Consider the following 3,225-nt stretch of genomic DNA (forward strand, 5'->3'; position numbering starts at 1 on the left):
ACCTTGAACAGCCCGCCGACCTCGACCACCGTGAAGCCCAGGCCGCGCAGCGCGGCGAGGTAGTTCAGGTAGGCCTCGCGCGGCGTCATCGGCTCTTCGCTGAACAGCGTGATCGTGCCCTTCACGCGCGGGTCGACGACGAACTGCTGCTTCAGGATGGCGCCCATCGCGCGTGACACGCCTTCGATGTYGGCATTGACGAAGTTGAGGGTGACCGGCTCGCCCTTGAAGCGCGACGGTGCCGGCGATGCCGGTTGCTGGGCCATCACGACCGGAAACGCACCGAGGTTCGTGGTCAACAGCGCGGCGACCAGCGCGCCGACGAGCGGGCGTCGCGGCTGGAGCAGGGGGGTATGGCGCTTTTTCATGCTCATCCGATCGAAATGACGGACACGGCGCCGTTGCGCCGCCCGATGATGTTCAGCAGATTGCTCAGTGCGGCTTCGTCGCCGCTGTTCGCACGGGCCTCGCCGCGAAAGCGCACGCCATTGGCGCCCATGCTGCCGTTGCCCGAGAGTTGCAGGGCGCCGTCGAGCGTCGTCAGGCTCAGCTGCGACGGACCGCCGCCCGGGTTGCCGGTCAGCGACAGGCGGTAGCTGCCCAGCGTCTCGAGCGTCGACACGCGAGACGCCGCACCGATCAGCTCGACATCGGCCCGGCCGTCCATCAGCCAGCGGCCCTGCACCCATTCCATCTTCAACCCCGGCGACACCAGGCGCAGCGCGCCGYCGAGCTGCAAGGTGTTCCACGGCGTGCCCAGGCCGCCGAGCAGCGCGCCCGGCCACTGGCCGGTCCAGCCCGGCTGCGGCATCAGCGTCAGCGAGAGGCGGCCGAAGCCGGGCTTGATCTGCAGCGCGACGTTGCCGTTCAGGCAGCAGGCCTGGCGCGCCACCAGCTCGAAGCCGAGCCCGCGCAGGCCGAGCGACCAGTCGAGCCGGCCCGGCAGCGCCGCGGCATCGCGGCTGCCGGGGCCGCCGGTCAGCACGACGACCGCACTGCCCGACCACACCGTGCCGCGCGCATCGGCCAGCAGCACGCGCTGGCCCGAGGCCGATTCGATCGCGCCGGCCAGCCAGCTTGCCGGTGCAAAGGCGACCAGCCCGAACAGCAGGCCGAGCACGGTGCCGGCGATGCCCCAGCGCGCGGCGGCACCGCGCGACTGGTCCCAGGCCAGCTCGGCGAAGGTGGACTCCTGCCAGGCCGACGGGCTCAGGCTGGCGGCGAAGCGGCGCTTGCCGACGCGCTTGGGCACGTTGCGCCCGAGCGGGCGCAGGAACGGACGGGTGGCCATCAGGCGCCCCCCCCGAAGCTGACGAGGATCGTGCCGGCGTAGCCCTGCGGGCCGYGGGTCAGCTGCGCATCGACCGGCCGYGCGCGCGCGCCGCTGCGCGCCTCGCCGAGCCAGGAGCGCAGCTTCTCGCCGGAGACGCCGGTCAGCGTCAGCGTCGCGCGATCGCCTTGCACCGAGATCTTGCCCTTGTCGCCGAGCCGGTCGGTGGCCGACTTGAGCGCCTCGGCGGCCTGCTGCGGCGACACCGGCGCCACACCGCGCAGCTCGCGCACCTCGCCGGCCAGGCGCTGCATCGACTGCAGCTGGGCGTCGAGCGCATCGAGCGTGGCCGGGGCCTCGCGCAAGACGCGCAACGCCGGCGCGACCGCGATCATCCAGACGATCAGGATGCCGACGCAGATCATCGCGGCGCCGGCGCCCATGCGCTCGCGCGCGGCCAGGCCGCTCCACATCGTGAGGAACTGGGTGCGGATGGCCGCCAGCGGCGCCGGCAGGGCCAGGCGCGAGGGGCGGGAAGGGCGAGCGTTGCGGGCGGTACTCACAGCGGGCGTCCTGGCGTCGTGGCGGGGGCGCGGCTGATGGTGAGCCGGCCATCGACCGACTCGACCTGCCAGCCGGCGGGTGTCAACTGGTTGCGGAACTGGTCGATCTGCGGCGGGCTCCAGCCGGCGGCCGCGAGCGTCAGCTTGCCGGGCTCGTACTTCAGCGTCTCGACCGGCGGGCGATCGGGCGGCCACGCGGCGGCGGCCGCCTGCAGCATCGGCTCGAAATCGGTTTCTCCAGGGCGGCCGGCAGCGGCCCGAAGGGTGTCGGTCTCACGCTGCATCTGGGCCGGCGCATCGAGCACCGCGCGCACCTGCGGGTAGGCGGTCTGCACGACGGTGACCATCGCCTGCCGGCGCGCCGAGATCGCCGAGCTCTGGTGCGCGGCCCACAGGTTCAGGCCGAGCAGCTGCACGACGACCAGCGTGATCAATCCGTAGCGCAGCGGCCGCCACGCGGGCGTCAGGAACTTGCGCCAGCTGTCGCGCATCGCGCGGGTGCCGCGGTTCTTGCGGGCGAGCGAGAACTGGCGCAGATTCCACAGCGAACGCGAGGCCTGCAGCGCGCGCTGGGCCGGCGTCATCACGGTGATCGGGTTGCCGAGCCAGCGCTCGGCGGTGGTCGCGGCGGCCGGGGTGGCGCTCCAGCGCGCGCCCTCGGGCAGCGGTTGCGGCAGCAGCGCGCGTGCGAGCGTGCCCTGCAGGCTGAAGAGCGCGACGCCGTCGTGGTGCGCCCAGCTCAGCGTGACGCCTTCGGAGCCCCGGGCGGCCTGCGGATCGGCGCTGCTCTCGGCGAAGTGGCCGGTCGGCGGATCGTCGGGCCAGGCCACCGGCACCACGCGGTCGACGAAGACCTGCGCCTTCTCGAGGGCGGCCAGCTCGCCGGTGAGCCACAGGCGGTCGACCGCGGCGATCCAGGTCGGCTGGCCGGCGGTGGCCTCGGGCGCCACCGCCAGGTGCACGCCTTCGGCGTCGTCGAGCAGGGCTTCCTCGAGCACGCCGGTGAGGGCGGCGCGCAGCCGCGCGGCGGGTGCCTTCGGCAGCGTGATGCGGTGCCAGCTGACGTCGGTGTCGGCGAGCACCGCGACGACGACGCTCGCCTTCGGCAGCAGCGACGCGGCGCAACGCCCGTGCGTGGCCATCGACAGGCCGTCCGGCGACATCGCGTAGACGTACTCGGTGCCCGTGCCGTCCGCGCCGGCCGGCGCCTGGCTGCTGGCGCGCAACCGGGGACGGGGCGGGATCTGGATGACGAGTGTGCTCATGGGGGGCGCAATGTTGGCTGCGGCATTGTAGGCATTCGGCGCACGCAAACCTTAGGAAATCAACGACTTACGGTGTCTTGTTGTAGTAATTCCTGCGCCAGCGTGGCGGCGCTGGCGGGGCTTGTCA

3 protein-coding genes and 1 pseudogene are annotated in these 3,225 nt (G+C 72.9%); all 4 read right to left on the reverse strand.

From position 1 onward, the window contains the following. Positions 1-368: pseudogene (locus AC1D12_RS28980) on the reverse strand (type II secretion system secretin GspD); the annotation flags it as partial. A 2-nt stretch (positions 369-370) separates the two neighbouring features. Next, complete coding sequence (gspN, locus tag AC1D12_RS28985) at positions 371-1,291, reverse strand: type II secretion system protein N (RefSeq protein WP_477844597.1); 921 nt, start codon at positions 1,289-1,291, stop codon at positions 371-373. Continuing rightward, positions 1,291-1,833, reverse strand: a complete 543-nt coding sequence (locus AC1D12_RS28990; protein ID WP_477844599.1) for a type II secretion system protein M — start codon at positions 1,831-1,833, stop codon at positions 1,291-1,293. Before AC1D12_RS28990 ends, gspN begins: the two co-directional genes overlap by 1 nt. Next, entirely contained in the window at positions 1,830-3,098 is a 1,269-nt protein-coding gene (gene gspL / locus AC1D12_RS28995) for a type II secretion system protein GspL (protein ID WP_047500224.1), read from the reverse strand. The genes AC1D12_RS28990 and gspL overlap by 4 nt, the downstream gene beginning before the upstream one ends. Positions 3,099-3,225 lie beyond the last annotated feature (127 nt).

The organism is Rhizobacter sp. P1_G5 (genome assembly GCF_056405435.1).

Bases quoted from the DNA above. Each gene is read 5' to 3' on its own strand.
- gspL (WP_047500224.1), bottom strand. From the start codon at position 3,098: ATGAGCACACTCGTCATCCAGATCCCGCCCCGTCCCCGGTTGCGCGCC.